The sequence below is a fragment of the Paenibacillus sp. GM2FR genome, assembly GCF_002803325.1.
Taxonomy (GTDB): domain Bacteria; phylum Bacillota; class Bacilli; order Paenibacillales; family Paenibacillaceae; genus Paenibacillus_AQ; species Paenibacillus_AQ lautus.
In genome coordinates, this window is record NZ_MKZM01000011.1 from 349,853 (window position 1) to 365,755 (window position 15,903).

Below are 15,903 nucleotides of genomic sequence, written 5' to 3' on the forward strand. Positions count from 1 at the left end.
CTCCTTCCTATCCAGGCCCTAGAAGAGGAGGGACGGATCTCGGCCATTTCGGCGGTCCGCCCTTGTTCGCCTCTCCTTCATCTATTATTGTCCTTGGGCATTTGCGATTTTCTTGGCTACTTCCTCGGTGATCAGATCCTCGTATCCCTTCACGTCCAGCTTGCCGAACTCGCCCACGTATTCGTTCCAGATACGGTCAAACTCTGCAGGGCTGGCAAGAACCAGTTTCGGGAAGTATTTGCGCTGCAAATCGCTTTTCTTCTGCGTGAAGATTTGGGCCGGCGAGCCCTGATCGATCGGAATGCTCCAAGCCGGGTACCAAGGACGATCGTCCGGTGCCGCAAACAATTGCGAGAAGGAATCGATGTCGTATGCTTCAAGCAATGTCTTGTCCGGTTCGGAGTAGGACATTTTGGCAACCTCAGGCTGGCGTCCCGCACCCACGGAATTACCGTCAGGAAGCGTAGAACCGTTGCCGTAACGAGGCCAGTTGTATTCAAAGTACTTGAAACCGAACGACTCGCGGAAGGCTTCCGTATTGGTCTGTGCAATCTGCTCTTCCGTACGGTAGAAGCGGCCGTTCTCATCTACGGAATACGTCTCGTCCTTGATGCCCCAGTTCGACAGAATCTGGTTCTCGTCCGTCAGCAGGTTATTGAAATACTTCACAATGCGTTCCGGGTCCTTCGCGCTGACGGAGATTCCTACGCCGCGGTTGTTTACAAAGGATGGCGGATCCAGATACTGATCCTTGGTATTCTCATCGTATACGATCGGCAGCGCCATGTATTCGAGATCGTCGTTACCCGATTTATTGGCTGTTTCGCGCAGGTTGTTCATCGCTTGGCCTACCTGCCATCTGTAATCGAAGAAGCCGAGCACCTTACCGGAAGTCAGTTTGGCAAGGTATTGATCATAGTTGTCCACGAAAGAGGATTTATCGAACAGGCCTTCCGCATTCAGCTTGTTCAGCTCTTGCAGGTACCGCTTCGTAATGTCGTCGTCCGCGTAATCATTCGCTACGTGAGTCTCCATGTCGATGATGATCCCGCCATCGTTCGGATAGCCGGCCAAATGCATCGGGGCATTGGTCAGAGCAAAAAATTTATCCTGCGTCGTCAGCGCCAGATATCCGGTCAAGCCTTCCTCCGGATGTTTCTTCACGTAGTCGCGGATCAGGGCCAGGTACTCGTCGAAGGTCTTGATTTTCGGATAACCCGCTTCCTTCAGGACGCGGCGTTGGATCCAGAATGCGCCCTGTTCAATGTTGGGAGCCGATGTGTATTCCCCTACCACCGCGCTCAGCGGCAGGAAGTAGATGTTGCCGTCCTCGGCCTTCATGAGGTTATAATACGGCTCGTACACACGCTTGATATTGGGACCGTACTTATCGATCAGGTCATTCAGCGGGATGAAGGCTCCAGCGCCTACCAGCTTGTCGATCGAGTTCCCCGGCACGATGACGTCGGGGTAATCGTTACTGGCAATGAAGGTTCCTACCTTCGTGTTCTCGTCCCCTACCAAATGCTCCATTTTAAAGTTCACGCCGGTTTGGTCTTCGAAAATTTTACCGATGATGGTTTCGTTCGTATTTTTGTCTTTACCTGCTGCTGCGTTGAAATACGTGAAGGTGACCTTCTCTTCTTTCTTCTCGCCTTCGCCGCCAGCAGCCGGTGTGGTTTCCGCTGCATTATCTTTACCGCCGCCGCAAGCTGCTAGAAGCGATACCATCATGACCACGGTCAGACAGCTCAGCCAAAATTTCTTGTTCATGCTCTTGACCTACCCCTTTCGGTCTCGTTAATTTGTAAGCACTTTCATTATAAGAGAGCTCATGAGCGATTTTCACCCGTCAATCTTTAGGTGATACTTAGAAAACTATAGAACCGTTTCTTTTGTTGTGAAAAATGGCAGCTTCCAGCTCCGCAGCCTTCCTGCTGGACTCCTGCCGACTAACGAACAAATCCTGCTGTAGTCACTCCGAATCGGAATGCCAAGCAGGATTTGCCGTCGTTATGTTTCGATGGGGATGGACAGCCTGACCCGGGTGCCTTGTCCGGGCGAGCTGTCGATGTCAAACCGGAACCGGCTGCCGTAGTACAGCTTCAACCGGTATATGACATTCTGAATGCCGATCCGCTCGCCCATCTCGTCCTCGGTATTCAGATAACGGCGGATGCGTTCTACCTTCTCCGCGGACATGCCTGCCCCGTTATCTTGGATGGTACAGATTAGGGATTGGCCCTCGCGCACAATCTGAACTTCAATGCGCCCCCCGTGTTTGATCGGCTCGATGCCGTGAATGCTGGCATTCTCCACAAACGTGACGATGGCCATCTTCGGTATTTGCAGGTGTCCCTCTTCGGCTGGCGCATGGACCGAATAATCGATTTTGTCGCCAAACCGGTATTTCTGGATCTCAAGGAAACAATGGATAAACTCCACTTCTTCCTTGAGCGTCACCATGTCTTTTTTCCAAACGAGCGAATTGCGGAAGATCTTCGCCATATTATGAATGATTTTTGCCGTCTCATCCTCATCCTTCATCAGGCTGCGCATGCGGATCGTCTCCAAAGCGTTAAAGAGGAAGTGCGGATTAATCTGGCTCTGCAGGGCATTTAATTGCGCGTGCCTCCGCTGCAGCTCCAAGTTCTTCTTCTGGATATCCGCTACGTACACGTCATTGATCAGGCTCTCAAGCTGCAGGGTCATCCGGTTGAATTCACCCGTCAGCTGACCGATCTCGTCACGTGCTTCAGCCTCTTGGATCGTGTCGTAATTTTGGTTCTTGACCTTTTTCATATGTTTGAGTATCCGTACCAGACGTACGTTCAGGGACCGGCTGATCCAGACAATCACCAGGCTCGGAAGCAGGAAATTGAGGCAGGTCAGCACAATGACGAACCGCAAGGACTGATGCACGTCACGCAGCACTACATCCTCCGGCGTCACCGCCATGATCGTCCAGGTGTTCAGATTGTTGGTCGTGAACGTATCGGTATGAAACTCCAGAAACTTCTCACCATGTGCGATGCTGCTGTACGGTACGGAGCCCTGCATGATATCGACCTTGGGATCCGTGGTATATTCAATATTCCCGGCGCCGCTCAGCAGGTATACTTTGCCCTGCACATTCAGATTGCTCATGATCTGACGGATTGAGGACATCCGCATATCAATCTTGAGATACTTGGTATGGTCATCCTGCGAGCTGAAATAATTCATGCTCCGGATGATGCTGAAGCTGTCCAATTGGCCGTTGTTGCCCGTGCGCATCACGATCGGCTGGGTAACGTTCTTGCCCGCGATCGCCTTGTACCAAGCCTCTTCCTTCACCTGGCCATCGATATAATTAATGCCGCCGGAATACAGCAGGGTCGGATTGTCCACGTATACCGTAATCTCGCTGACCGAATTGTACACGGCGCTGCCCGAGTTCAAAATGCGGCGGAGATAGGTATCGTAAGCCTCGATATAATCGGCCGGATGATCGTACACCGTCTCCACGATCTCGTTCAATTGAACGTCCGTGTAGAAGACCGAGGAGATCTCCAGAGCATCCTCGACTTCTCGGCGGAACTCGTTCTTCATCTGCTCCAGCGCTACGGTTATATCCTGGATCCGCTGCTCCCTCACGCTGCCGGATGTCACGTTGTAGAAGATGAGGTTGGTAATCAGGATCGGTAAAAATACAGCCAGGAAATACAATAGCAGCATCTTGTCCCGCAGACGGACATTATTTAGGCTCGGCTTCATGCATTCGTCCCTTCGGACGCGGCCTCCCTCATCAAGCGGCTCCGGTACTCGCTTGGCGTCATCCGTTCCATCTTCTCGAATTGCGTAACGAAATAGTCCGGATTGCCGAAGCCGACCCGCTCCGCCACCTCATAGATGCGCAGATCCGTCTGGCGCAGCAGTCTCTTCGCTTCGTTCACGCGCAGCTGCAGCAGGAAATCATTAAAGTACATACCGTACGCCTTTTTGAACAGTTGTCCCAGGTAAACCGGGTTCATATAGAATTTCCCTGCAATGCCCTTCAGACTGATGTTCTCATGATAATGGGCCTCAATGTAAGCCCGGATCTTCTGGATTCCGCCCTTGTGCTGCTCCTTGCGAAGCTGCGCGATATAGTTCGCGCTTTCAATCGCAAAATCCGTAAACAACCGCTTCAGCCCATGGAGCGACAAGTTTCGGTCATGCCACTCGGTCATCGGCTCCAGACTGGACAGCCGGCTTTGATCCCCATCCATGCTGCTGAGCACCCGGACCACGCCCAGCACGCATTGGTTGATCGCCGTCTTCACCGCTTCGGGAGCATACAGCTGCTCCTGAAAGGATTCGAACAGCGAGCGAATCGTCCCCTCCAGCTTCTCGAAATGCAGCTCCTCGATCTGCTCCAGCAGCTGCTGGTAAAGACGCTCCTCCAGCCCGATATATTGCAGATCATGCACCGAGGCTTCCTCATGGATCACCATGCCGCTCTCATCATAGATGTACTTGTATAGGAGCGCTTCCTTGGCCGTTTCGTAGGCGTCCTGAATGAGGGAAAGTGTCGAAACCGGCCGGCCGAAATAGACGAAGATTCGTTCTTGCTCCGAATCGGCGAGTGATTGCTGAATGCGCCTAGCAAATCCCCGCTGACACCCCTGGAACGATTGCAGGATGCTCCCCGGAACGATGATGCCGATTCGATTACGGTGCTCATGCAGATAGAAGGGCTGTTCCCCATTCGAGATCGCAAGAAGGGCCGCTTCCACCCTGTCCTTGAATTCGCCTCTGCCCCCGTCATTGTCGTTAGCCGAAGCCAGCGGATGGTCATTCCGTTCGACAAAGACATAGAACAGACGATCTCCCGGCAGGAGCTCAAGGCGTTGCTCCCATTCGTATAGCAGCGTCTCATCGGCTTCCCCTATAATGAGCGATTCCATCAAGGCTCCGGACAACAGCCTCTCTTCTCGCACGCGAGCCTCGCGGTCTGACTCCAGCCGTTCGCTGAGCCGTACCAGCGCATGGCTGAATTCCGTCTCGTCAATCGGTTTCAGAATGAAATCATGCACGCCGTAACGAACAGCCTGCTGGGCATAGTTAAAATCATCGTATCCGCTTACAATAATGAAATACGGCTTCACCATATCGTCCGTAACGACACGCCTGATCAGCTCGAGTCCATCCAGCACCGGCATACGGATATCGGTAATGACCACATCCGGCTGAAGCCGTTCAATCAGTTCCAGCGCATCTTCTCCGTTATCCGCTTCATCCACAATTTGAAAGCCGCAGGCTTCCCAATCAATCAGCTTCAGGAGCCCTTTGCGCGTAAACACCTCGTCATCCACCAATATCGCCCGGTTCCATTGCACGGTATGTCCCCCTCGCCTATTCGTGCACATCTGCCTGTCACAGATCTTCTATCCATCCACCAGCAAACGCTTTCATATAGTAAGTCTATTGTTCATGCTCCGCACGGAATTGTCAATGGATTTGAAAATAGCGCTCGGCATTGTGGTAGCAAATATCCTGGATAATGGCACCGATATATTCATAATCCGCGGGCAGTTCCCCTTCCTTGATCCAGTCCCCGAACAGGCGGCACAGCACTCTGCGGAAATACTCATGCCTCGGAAACGACATAAAGCTCCTGGAATCGGTCAGCATGCCCACAAAGGTGCTGATCAGCCCCATGGAAGACAACGCGGTGAGTTGCTTCAGCATCCCTTCCTTCTGATCGTGGAACCACCAAGCGGAACCGAGCTGAAGCTTGCCCTCGACACCAGCGGACTGGAAATTCCCGATCGTGGTAGCGATCATTTCGTAATGAGAAGAATACAGGCTGTACACAATGGTCTTCGGCAGCTGATCGTTTCTGTCGAGCCTGCTCAGAAATCCGTTCAAGCTTTCCGCCAGATGAAAATCGAGAATCGAGTCATACCCGCTGTCCTTGCCGAGCTTCGCGAACATGCGCGCATTATTGTTCCGGATCGCTCCAATGTGCAGCTGCATGGTCCAGCCCTTGGCGTGGTACATTTCTCCGAGCTTAAGCAAGGTGTAGGTGCGATATTTCCGTTCCTCAAGGGGTGTTAAGCTGCCACCGCTGATCGCTTTGCCGTAAATGTCCGCAACCTCTTTTTCATCGGCTTGTTCGCAAGGAAACGCGCCAAAGCCGTGATCCGACAGGCGGCAGCCATGATCGTGGAAATACTGAATCCGTTCTTGCAGTGCATCCAGCAGCCCTTGATAGGTATCCACGGCTAAACTGGCCGTCGTTCCTAAAGTCTCCACATAGGAGGTGAAGTCCGGGTTCGTGATATCCAGCACCCGATCCGGACGGAATGCAGGGGCAACGACGGTGGACAGCTCCCCATGATCGCGAATGGCACGATGAAACTCCAGCGAATCAACGGGATCATCTGTCGTGCAGGCCACTTTGACTTTGAATTTTTCCAGAATTCCGCCTGCCCGCAAGGCAGGAGCCTTCAGCTTCTCATTGCAAGCGTCCCAGATCTCCTTGGCATTCTCCGCGGTCAACCGCTCCTGAATCCCGAAGTAACGGGTCAGCTCCAGATGGGTCCAGTGATAGAGCGGATTGCCAACCAATCGCGGAACGCATTCCGCCCAAGCCATAAACTTCGCTTCGGCGCTTGCGCTGCCGGTAATCAGCTCTTCGTCGACGCCAAGCCAGCGCATTGCCCTCCACTTGTAGTGATCTCCCTCCAGCCATAGTTCCGTCAGGTTATCGAACTGTCGGTTGGTGGCAATATCCTTCGGGTTTAGATGGTTGTGATAATCGAATATCGGCATCCCTTCCGCATAATCATAAAAGAGTTTCTTCGCGCTGTTGCTGTTTAGCAGCAGATTTTCCGTGTCCAAACGGCTCATGTGATTGCCCTCCGATTCTTATTTAGATTTTCAGTTCCATACTACCATACAAGTATGGTAGTATGGAATACATTAGGAGGTGATGCAGTGGTAGAATCTTTGCGATTACAGCCGGGTTCGGCCGGAAATATCGTGTACTCCCGGCTTAAGCAGCAGATTGTCAGTCTGGAGCTCCCGCCGGGAACGGCTCTGTCCGAGAAGGAGGTTTCCCTATCCTTCGAGGTCAGCCGGACGCCGGTGCGGGAAAGCTTCGTCCGCCTGGCCCAGGAAGACCTTGTGGTTGTGCTTCCCCAGCGGGGCACGCGCGTTTCGCTCATCGATTCGGAGCTCGTCGAGGAAGCGCGCTTCATGCGTGAACAGTTGGAGAAAGCCGTAGTCCGGCTTGCCTGCGAAAGCTTCCCCGAGGACAAACTCGCCGAGCTGGAGCGAAATCTGTCCGAGCAGCGCGAGAGCATCGAGAAGCATGACGGCAAGCATATGTTTGAGCTGGATGAGGCCTTCCACCGTATTTTGTTCGAAGGCTGCCGCAAGGTCGGCACTTGGAACGTGCTGCAGCAGATGAACGCTCATCTGAACCGGAGCCGGATGTTATGGCTGTCCGCGGATCCGAATTGGACCAACCTGTACGAGCAGCATCGGGAGATCGCGGACGCGATTTCACGTCATGACGCCGATCATGCCGAACGGGAAATGCAGGCACATCTCAGCCTGATCATCTCCAATCTGGCCGTGCTGAAAGAGAAGCATCCCGATTATTTTAAATAAGCCTATGCCGACGGATGGCTTTATCCGTTCGCAGGCTTCCAGCTTGGCGGTGCACTCGTAACTGCAAAATTTCCATCAGCTTTGCGTTAACTCCTTAAACTTGTAAAGGCGGTGAAGAAATGCGCATGGTATTCAGATGGTTTGGCGAGGGCAACGATACGGTCTCGCTGGATCAGATTAGACAAATCCCCGGCGTGGAGGGCATCGTATGGGCACTTCACGATATTCCCGTCGGCGAGGAATGGCCGATGGATCGAATTGAGGAAATTGCGGACCAAGCCAAAGCGTTCGGGCTTCATATTGACGTCGTGGAAAGCGTGAATGTGCATGAGGATATCAAGCTTGGACTTCCCTCACGGGATCAGTACATAGCCAACTACATCCGGACGATTGAGAAATTAGGCCAGGTCGGCGTCAAAGTCATCTGCTACAATTTCATGCCGGTGTTTGACTGGGCTAGAACCGATCTTCATAAACAGACGCCTGATGGTTCGACGGCGCTCTTCTTCGAGAAGGCCAAGATCCACGGCATTGATCCGATGGAGCTGGTACAGACGATCAACCGAAACAGCACGCTTACGATGCCAGGCTGGGAGCCGGAACGTTTGGCGCATCTGACCTCCCTGTTCGAAGCATACCGCGGCGTTACCGAGGACGATCTGTGGCGCAACCTCGAATATTTCTTAAGCGCCGTCATCCCGGCTGCCGAGAAGAACGGCATCCGAATGGCCATTCACCCGGATGATCCGCCATGGCCGATCTTCGGTCTGCCACGGGTCATTACCAGCCAGGAGAATCTGCGGAGATTCCTCAAGCTATATGATAGCCCGGCTAACAGCTTGACCCTGTGCAGCGGTTCGCTTGGCGCCAATCCGGACAATGACATCGTCTCCATGATCCATGAGTTCCATGACCGGATTCCATTTGCGCATATCCGGAATGTACGCGTCTACGAGAACGGCGATTTCATCGAAACGTCCCATCGTACCGAGGACGGTACCGTCGATATTTCCGGCATCGTGCAGGCCTATCATGACAACGGTTTCACCGGATATGTAAGACCCGACCACGGGCGGCATATTTGGGGTGAGCAGTGCCGTCCGGGTTACGGTCTGTATGACCGCGCCTTAGGCATCATGTATCTCTGGGGGCTGTGGGACGCTTACAGCCGGGAGCGTGCAGGAAGCGCAGCTCAGTTGAAGGAGGCTGTTCAATGAGTGAGGTAAATCAACATGCAGCGGGTTCATCTGAACCCGGATCGAGTGGAGCTTCTCATGAATCCACGCCGCAAGGGGCCCTATCTCTTCCCATTCATCCGTCATTAAACGGGAAGACGGTTGTCATCACGGGCGGCTCCGGGGTGCTGTGCCGGGCAATGGCTTTGGAGTTGGGCCGGCAAGGTGCCAAGATCGCCGTCTTGAATCGTACGGCCGAGAAAGGGCAGCAGGTGGCGGATGAAATTACGGCCGCCGGCGGAACGGCGATTGCCGTTCCCTGCGATGTAACGGATACGGAAAGCGTCCGACAAGCCGAGAAAGCTGTGCGTGAGTCTTTCGGACCCTGCGATATCCTGATTAACGGAGCCGGCGGCAACCGGAAAGACGCGAATACAACCAACGAAATTTTCCGTCCGGAGGATGTGGGGCAGCCGGATCTGACCACCTTCTTCGGGTTAAGCGTGCCGGGCTTCCGCAGCGTATTCGATTTGAACTTCATCGGCACGCTCATACCGACGCAAATCTTTGCGGAAGGGATGCTGGGGCGTCCCGGGGCCGTCGTGCTGAATATCTCGTCCATGAGCGCACCTAGCCCGATGACCAAGGTTCCGGCTTACAGTGCAGCCAAAGCAGCCATCAACAACTTTACGCAGTGGCTGTCCGTGCATCTCGCGGAATCCGGCATTCGCGTGAACGCGATCGCGCCAGGCTTCTTCCTGACCGAGCAGAACCGCAATCTGCTGACCCATAGCGACGGTTCATTAACCGAGCGCTCTCATAAAATCATCTCCCATACCCCCATGAGACGGTTCGGTGTGCCGGAGGATCTGCTCGGCACCCTGCTCTGGCTCGTGGATGATCAGACCTCCGGATTCGTCACGGGAACGGTGATTCCCGTAGACGGCGGCTTCATGGCTTATTCCGGCGTATGACGGATTACTATGCAACAGCCAGTTGGCGTCAAAAGCTTGACTGGCTGGGTCATATAAAGCTATGACTAAGCAGGTGAAATGCTGAAATGACCTCCATTAGGGGAGTCTCCTGTTCATTCCTTAACCTGATACAGCAGCAGGGCCGACTTAAGATCCATGATCTTAAACCGGCCCTGCTTTTTTTGTCTACGGTAACTGAATATGTCTGAGCTTATCCGGATTCGCAACACTATAAATCGTTTCGATTCGATGGTTCTTAAAGGCAAAAGAATAAATAAATTGGACACCGTGATCTAACTGGATCCGCATTCCCGGCAGACCATTGACGGTAAGATAAGAGTACACATATTGTCCTTCATACATTTTAAGCAGGCTCAAATGCAAGTGGATCACTTTATGGACTCCAACCACAGGAATTTGCGCCGCTCTGACTTTACCGCCGCCGTCCGAGTAGAACACGACTTTTTCGCTTAGCAGCTCCAGCAGCTTATTCGTGTTCCCCTGTAAGAGGGAGTCCACAAATTCTTTGATTTGCGCCTCCGCCATCGAAATCGATGGACTCTGATCAGGATCAAAATGAATGCTGCCCTTCGCACGGCGGAAGATTTGACGGCAATTGGCACTGTTTTTTCCCAGGATTTCAGCAATTTCGTCATAAGAATAGTGGAAAATCTCACGCAGAAGAAAAACGGCTCTTTCCACCGCGTTGAGCTGCTGAAGGAGTAACAGGTACGCTGTAGAAATCGACTCTTGCTGCTCAACGATATGAGATGGGTCCGTCTCTGACGCCATATTCTCGATCAGGGGTTCCGGCAGCCAGGGGCCAACGTACAGCTCGCGCTTTTTGGCAGAAGAGCGCAGCAGATCCAAGCAACGATTCGTTACAATTTTGTACAGAAACGCTCTCTCATTACGGATTTCTTCGGGATGGGGCAATTGATTATAGCTGATGAAGGCCTCCTGTACGATATCTTCCGCATCCATCACACTTCCCAGCATTCGGTAAGCTAACGAGAAGAGAGCGGATCGATAGGTTTTATACAATGACTCTGTGCTCATCATTCGGGATCCTTTCCTCACTTTCAAGCGAGAGTATATGCTGTACAGCCCGCTTGGCGCTTGCGGTTGCAGCATCAACCAAGAGTTCGCCATGCGCTGCCCATTCTCCCGCTACATATAGCCCAATGATTTCCGGGACGGCTGGACCCGGATTCTCTTGGCGGTTCACGTGCATAAAATCGTGGCAGACCGTAATGTTAGGAAGGTATTGCTTCTCAACGAGCTCGCTGCGCCAACCCGGCTGCACCAAGTCTAAGGTTTCTTCTAATTCCTGCAAATCCCTTCTTGCATCCTTCTCCTTGCCCTGATACTTAAGCAAGGTTATGACTTGTGCCCCATCATCACTCAGGTAAGCCGCACGGGACTGATTCGAGAGAAAGACGGTTTGATCGAGGCCGTACACAAACTGCTGCTTCGGTTCCGGAAGACGACGCAGGGCTACATCCAAGCAGGCCGCTGTCACTTCGACCGCCTGCTCCTTCCAAGTATGAAGGGCGGTTTCTTCTGCATGGGGCACCAGTTCGTGAGCGACAGCTGGCGGCGTGGTAAGAATAATGTGGTTGGCTTCTATTTTCATGCCATCACCGCAAAGGACGTGCCGTACCTTTCCCTCGTGATGCTCAACCGAAATGACTTTATTCTTCGTGACGATTTGGACTCCCTGCTCCAGAGCCTTTTGTTTTAATTCATCGACCATGGCCCCCCAGCCCCGATCCAGATACAACACGCCCTTCAGCGCATGCTTAAGCTGCTGCAGTACAGGACCGGCAGCCTGCAGGTCAGGGGCTACCACATAACTCGCTGTACGCAATAACGAATAGAATAAATTTCGCACCATGGGATCCTGCACGTTACCTTCAATCCATTCGCGCACACTTATGTTATCGTACAGCTGTGTATCCAGTTTACCTAGTTTCGCAAGCCAGGCACCGAGCTCCATCTTGCCCTTCCAGGTTAATAGAGGGGTGGTGAATAGGGATTTCACGCCCATGGGTAACGGACTAAGTTTTCCTTTCCAGATCCCGTACCCGTCAATCGAAGGTTGACCCCCCGGCAATTGGAGCCCTAATTCGCGAAAGGTTGAAAGGGCATCTCCATGATATAAGGCATGCCCGCCCAGATTGAAGTAGGCTCCCTTCTTCTTATGGGTCATGGCCCGACCACCTAAACGCTCCTGTTTTTCAACGAGTATCGTTTGCTTCCCGGCTCTTGCCGCATAGATTGCAGCTGTTAAGCCAGCTACGCCTCCACCTACAATGGCTACGTCATATTTTAGCATCCCTCATCATCCCTTTTTCGTTTTATACAGGTATGACGGGGGAGGGCATCGGGATGTGACAGGAATGAAGCTCAAATCCGAAAATTCATATCATCATGATTTCGGAATTCCTACATAAAACCCCTCTTCAATACGAAGAGGGGTTTTGCATAGCTTTTATTTCATAACTGCACGTTTGAACTTCATTCCGGTTTACTGCACGGTCTCCGGCTTAAAAAAAGCAGGCAAGTACTTTTTGTTCGCCTCCAGCATTTCACCCAGCAGCTGCTTCGCTACACTAACGGAAGGCACCAGCGGATGGTGAACCAGCGCTTGCAGCGCAATTCCGCGATCGCCGGTAATGGCCGCTTCAATCGTCAATTGTTCATATACTTTCACCGCATGCATCAGCCCTTTCACATGGGAAGGAACGTTCTGCGGTGTAAGCGGAATCGGCCCTTGGCCTGTTACCACGCAGTTGATCTCGATGCTGGCATCCGCAGGCAGGAAGTCATAGATATTGCCGTTTGCGACATTCAATGTCTGGATGTCATGACGGTCATTGTAAATGGATGTCATCAGGTTGACTGCTGCTTCGGAGTAATAAGCACCGCCCCGCTGCTCCAGCTGCTTCGGTTTCACGGCCAAATTCTCATCCTTGTAGAGCTCAAACAGCTCCTGCTCTACCCGGCTGACAACATCCGCTCGGGTTCCGTCCTTCTCCAGCGATGCCTTCATATCCGCAAACATCGTATCGGTCATGTAGAAATATTTAAGATAATACGTCGGGATTGCCCCCAGCGAGCGGATAAAGTCCGCATCCCAGCCGAAGGTCGGCACGTTCTTCGCCGTATACGATTTCCCGCCATCCAGCAGCTCCGGCAGCTTCTCTTCCCCGTTGACGATCGCCGACGTCACCCAGTGAAGATGATTGATCCCGACAAACTCAGCCAGAACGTCCTTCTCCGACACGCCATACTCGGCCGCCAGGAACTTCTGAAAGTTAATCGGCGAGTTGCACAAACCAACAGATTTCACCTTACTGTGCTTCGCAACCGCCTCCGTGACGATACCCGCCGGATTCGTGAAGTTCAGCATCCACGCATTCGGTGCCAGCTCCTCGATATCTCGGCAAATGTCCAGAATCACCGGAACCGTGCGCAGCGCCTTTAGCATGCCGCCCGGGCCCGTCGTCTCCTGCCCGATAACGCCGTGCATAATCGGAATATGCTCATCCTGTTTACGTGCCGCGAGCAAACCGACACGCATCTGGGTCGTCACAAAATCGGCACCCGCAATCGCTTGTCTGCGATCCAGCGTCAGGTGAACCTCGATCGGCAGGCCGGACTCTTTGACCATCCGTTTGGCCAGATTGCCTACAATCTCCAGCTTATGCTTGCCCTCTTCAATATCAACGAACCATAGTTCGCGAATCGGCATTTGCTCATAATTGCGAATGAAACCTTCAACAATTTCCGGGGTATAGGAGGAACCTCCCCCGATGACCGCTATCTTCAATCCTGCTGCCACGTTAATCGCCTCCAAGGTATGATATCATTCCGTATTTATCAGGTTCTATTCCAACGATAAACGGATCAGGCTGTAGTTACCTGCTCAAACGTAAATGCCTTCAGTTTGGCCTCCGTCGCTGCATCAATGGCATGATCGTCGGCATCCATCGCGCAGAGAAGCGCACCGGACACCGGATCGGATGTCAGTCTTACACAGGCTGCATGTGGTGCCCGGACCGCAACAATCCGTTCGATCGCATCCGTCAGGATCGAGCTGTTCGGCCTGTTCAGCACACTGCCGATATAGACAATGTCAAAGGTTTCATCCGTCATGTCCAGCCGCCGGATCAGCGTACATACCGCATTGGCCAGCTCTTCGCCCTCATTCTCAAGAATTCCGGTTGCCACCTCGTCACCTGCTTCAGCTGCCTGGAACAGGGTCTTCACCAGGCTTGGCGGAACCTTCGTCTTACCGTAAAGAACATCCTCATACATCGGTTCTACGGACGCGTATCCCATCTGCTCCAGTACGAGCGATGTCAATAAGGTTGCCGGTCCCCGCTCATCCCAGGCCCGAATGACTGCCCGGAAAGCCAGCGTGGCAAAACCGGAACCGCCGGCGTATCCATCTCCATACAAGAAGCCGAATCCGCCATACTGCAGCTCTTCTCCCGCACGGTTGCGGGCCGCGCTGTTGAAGCCCGTACCGCAGATCAATGCAGCGCCATACGGTCGGCTCGTTCCAGCCCGCATCCCGATAATGGTGTCGCATGCGATATCATGCTTAGGATAACCGAGGGCCCCGATCATCGGACGCAGGATCTCATAATCGGCTTCCCGATCTGCTCCGGCCAAGCCAAAATATGCATAACTGATATTTTCTTTGGCAACTCCAGCCTCTTGAAGAGCCGCATTACAGGCTTCCTCAATGTTACGGGCCGCATGTTCACGGTGAATCTGGTGATTGCCGTTCCCAGACGCTCCCTTGCCAAGAATGTTCCCTTGCTCATCGCAGATCACGGCGTGTGTCTTACTACCGCCGGCATCTACACCCAGATACAAACTCATGCACTTCACTCCTACCCGCCTTACAGCGGCGTCATGTGGTGGTATATATTTAAGATACCGCTTCCACTGACATCCATCTACTGTTATACGATCAAGGAGTGATACTATCTTACTGTTTCTTGGTTTTTGTAGTGGAGGGGATTACGGGAGTGCCTGCATAAGCACGCTCCCGAATTTCGCTTGGCGATGCGCCGACATGCTGCTTGAACAGACGATTGAAATTGGAAAGATTCCGAAACCCGCAGGATTCCGCAATCTCGATAATCTTCTGGTCCGTTGTCTCTAGCAAGTGCACGGCATGCGTCAAGCGCAGCTGAATCAGATAATGGTGCGGTGAAGTGCCGACCGCCTGCTGGAACAGAGCGCTGAACCGGGAAGGGCTCAGATGCGTTAAATCGGACAGCTCCTGCAGCGTCCAGCTGTAGTCCAGATGAAGCTCCATCGTGCGCAGAACTTCTTTTAACGCATGCATCCCCCTGCCCTTGATCGGCCTGTTCGCTTGTGTCGGAGTCGACAGATGACGGTTCGCTAAACTCAGGAAACGAATGAGATCCGAACGGATCAGGCTCATATAAGCGGTACCTCGGGCTTGATACTCTTCCATCATGCGCCCCAGCAGGCTGGCCAATTCATCGTGTACGGGGGACTGCCTGTCCATGTTTCCGAGCGAACGGAAGGGAGCCATCAGATCCGGATCGAACTTGAGGTCGATGGATAACAGCGAAGGCTCGAACATAATGACATCCATCACCAGGTTCTCGGTCTCATACGCCCGGTGAAGATCATTGCTGTTGATGAAAATAATATCCCCCTGCTGAAACTGGAGCTTCATCCCGTTGATCAGAATAAATCCGGTCCCGCTCTGAATATAATTGAGCTCCAAAGCATGATGCCAATGCAGGCGCTGGGCTCCGGCAAATATGCCGTGCGTGGTCGACGCGGTAAAAGGAAAGGCAGCGTTCGTAAAATCTATAGCATCAGGAACGACGCTCTGCGGACGATTCACTAAAAAAGCACCTCCATGCCTTCGTACATCAACGTGTCAACAATTTACCCTCATCGTAACATGTGCGCTTATCAGAAGAAAAACGTTTATCGATGTTTTTATCAGAAGATAGACCGCATGTAGTCAAAGTTTCCCTTGCGAGATAAAGAGGGTAGGTTACACCTGGAGTCTATACTTTCTATCTCTTTTAAAAAAAGGACCCTGCCTCAGT

12 protein-coding genes are annotated in these 15,903 nt (G+C 52.7%); 3 read left to right on the plus strand and 9 right to left on the minus strand.

Features of this window, described 5'->3' with window-relative positions:
- Positions 1 to 84: 84 nt before the first annotated feature.
- The 4 genes from PAEVO_RS29910 to uxaC form a co-directional block, all read right to left on the minus strand.
- Positions 85 to 1,773 (minus strand): ABC transporter substrate-binding protein, encoded by a 1,689-nt coding sequence (locus PAEVO_RS29910; protein ID WP_100541112.1) that lies wholly within the window; start codon positions 1,771 to 1,773, stop codon positions 85 to 87.
- 240 nt (positions 1,774 to 2,013) lie between these two features.
- Positions 2,014 to 3,756: a sensor histidine kinase gene (locus PAEVO_RS29915; RefSeq protein ID WP_100541113.1), complete on the minus strand. Its 1,743-nt coding sequence runs from the start codon at positions 3,754 to 3,756 to the stop codon at positions 2,014 to 2,016.
- Complete coding sequence (locus tag PAEVO_RS29920; protein ID WP_100541114.1) at positions 3,753 to 5,360, minus strand: response regulator transcription factor; 1,608 nt, start codon at positions 5,358 to 5,360, stop codon at positions 3,753 to 3,755. The genes PAEVO_RS29915 and PAEVO_RS29920 overlap by 4 nt, the downstream gene beginning before the upstream one ends.
- A gap of 112 nt (positions 5,361 to 5,472) precedes the next feature.
- Entirely contained in the window at positions 5,473 to 6,876 is a 1,404-nt protein-coding gene (gene uxaC, locus PAEVO_RS29925; protein ID WP_100541115.1) for a glucuronate isomerase, read from the minus strand.
- A gap of 87 nt (positions 6,877 to 6,963) precedes the next feature.
- Between uxaC and PAEVO_RS29930 the strand changes: the two genes are divergently transcribed.
- The 3 genes from PAEVO_RS29930 to PAEVO_RS29940 all read left to right on the plus strand — a co-directional run bounded on the left by PAEVO_RS29930 (position 6,964) and on the right by PAEVO_RS29940 (position 9,790).
- Complete coding sequence (locus tag PAEVO_RS29930) at positions 6,964 to 7,641, plus strand: GntR family transcriptional regulator (RefSeq protein ID WP_100541116.1); 678 nt, start codon at positions 6,964 to 6,966, stop codon at positions 7,639 to 7,641.
- 119 nt (positions 7,642 to 7,760) lie between these two features.
- Positions 7,761 to 8,858 carry a mannonate dehydratase gene (uxuA, locus tag PAEVO_RS29935; RefSeq protein ID WP_100541117.1) on the plus strand — a complete coding sequence of 366 codons (1,098 nt, stop codon included), beginning with the start codon at positions 7,761 to 7,763 and terminating at the stop codon, positions 8,856 to 8,858.
- Complete coding sequence (locus tag PAEVO_RS29940) at positions 8,855 to 9,790, plus strand: SDR family oxidoreductase (protein WP_100541118.1); 936 nt, start codon at positions 8,855 to 8,857, stop codon at positions 9,788 to 9,790. The genes uxuA and PAEVO_RS29940 overlap by 4 nt, the downstream gene beginning before the upstream one ends.
- A 186-nt stretch (positions 9,791 to 9,976) precedes the next feature.
- On the opposite strand, the gene PAEVO_RS29945 is transcribed toward PAEVO_RS29940, so the two are convergent.
- The 5 genes from PAEVO_RS29945 to PAEVO_RS29965 form a co-directional block, all read right to left on the minus strand.
- Positions 9,977 to 10,849 carry an RNA polymerase sigma-70 factor gene (locus tag PAEVO_RS29945; RefSeq protein ID WP_165789779.1) on the minus strand — a complete coding sequence of 291 codons (873 nt, stop codon included), beginning with the start codon at positions 10,847 to 10,849 and terminating at the stop codon, positions 9,977 to 9,979.
- Positions 10,827 to 12,128, minus strand: coding sequence for a phytoene desaturase family protein (locus PAEVO_RS29950; RefSeq protein WP_100541120.1), 1,302 nt, complete (start codon positions 12,126 to 12,128; stop codon positions 10,827 to 10,829). Before PAEVO_RS29950 ends, PAEVO_RS29945 begins: the two co-directional genes overlap by 23 nt.
- Positions 12,129 to 12,320: 192 nt before the next feature.
- On the minus strand, positions 12,321 to 13,637 hold the full coding sequence (locus PAEVO_RS29955; protein WP_100541121.1) for a 6-phospho-beta-glucosidase: 1,317 nt from the start codon (positions 13,635 to 13,637) through the stop codon (positions 12,321 to 12,323).
- 65 nt (positions 13,638 to 13,702) lie between these two features.
- A complete protein-coding gene (locus PAEVO_RS29960; protein ID WP_100541122.1) occupies positions 13,703 to 14,686 on the minus strand; it encodes an N-acetylglucosamine kinase in 984 nt (327 codons plus the stop codon).
- 109 nt (positions 14,687 to 14,795) lie between these two features.
- Positions 14,796 to 15,692: an AraC family transcriptional regulator gene (locus tag PAEVO_RS29965; protein ID WP_100541123.1), complete on the minus strand. Its 897-nt coding sequence runs from the start codon at positions 15,690 to 15,692 to the stop codon at positions 14,796 to 14,798.
- Between the last annotated feature and the right edge of the window lie 211 nt (positions 15,693 to 15,903).